Source organism: Methylobacterium sp. WL18 (assembly GCF_008040015.1).
Lineage (GTDB): Bacteria > Pseudomonadota > Alphaproteobacteria > Rhizobiales > Beijerinckiaceae > Methylobacterium > Methylobacterium mesophilicum.
Genome location: NZ_VRVD01001191.1, coordinates 1 through 681, shown reverse-complemented (window position 1 = coordinate 681; position 681 = coordinate 1). Strand labels below are relative to the sequence as shown.

Annotated in this window: 1 protein-coding gene and 2 pseudogenes; 2 read left to right on the top strand and 1 reads right to left on the bottom strand. The window is 72.4% G+C overall.

All coding sequences use genetic code 11. The annotated features are described in order from the left end of the window. Both FV228_RS31755 and FV228_RS34880 read left to right on the top strand, forming a co-directional pair. A pseudogene (locus FV228_RS31755) lies at positions 1 to 214 on the top strand (phytoene/squalene synthase family protein); the annotation flags it as partial. 9 nt (positions 215 to 223) lie between these two features. After that, complete coding sequence (locus FV228_RS34880; protein ID WP_281406562.1) at positions 224 to 358, top strand: hypothetical protein; 135 nt, start codon at positions 224 to 226, stop codon at positions 356 to 358. A 61-nt stretch (positions 359 to 419) separates the two neighbouring features. On the opposite strand, the pseudogene FV228_RS31750 reads toward FV228_RS34880, so the two are convergent. Then, positions 420 to 681 (bottom strand): annotated as a pseudogene (locus FV228_RS31750) (hydroxymethylbilane synthase); the annotation flags it as partial.

Sequence of the window (681 nt, the reverse complement as noted above, 5' to 3'; positions counted from 1 at the left end):
ACCTGCGGCAACGGCGACGCCCGGCCTCGCGGCGCCGCCGTTGCCGCAGGTGGCGTTCCTGATCGACGCCGTGCTGAATCAGCCCCCGCTGCCGGATCGCAGGCATTCCGTGCTGCGGCCCTGGTGGGATGTCGGCGGCCGGGTCGTTCACGTGCTCGAACTGATCGAGCGGATGCGCGAGCGCGAGGCCTACGGCCCCTCCGCGCCATCGTGAGGCGTGCCGATGAGCGACGGCCTGTTCGCGGCCTTCGATATCGGGTTGGTCTTCGCGCTGGCGTTCGGGATCGGCCTCTGGCAGCTCATCGCCGTCCGCCTCAGCATCCGCAGGGATCGCGAGCGGGGTGACGAGCGGGAGTGATCGTGCTCCTGATCGGTTGGCCTATCCCGCGCATCTGCACCTCCTCGCGGACGTTCCCCGCCTATTGCAGGTGGCGCGCGTAGGTGTCCCCGGCGGCTTCCTTCAGCACGGCGCCGGCCTCGCGGCCGATCCGCTCGGCCTCCGTCGCCGGGCCCTGCCGGGAGACCGACCAGTGCCGGCTGCCGTCGGGCAGGAACAGCAGCCCGTCGAGGGTGAGGACGTCGCCCTCGATCCGCGCCAGGGCGGCGATCGGCGTCCGACACGAGCCGTCGAGTTCGGCGAGCAGCGCCCGCTCGGCCGCGATCGTCGTGGTGGTGCGGGCG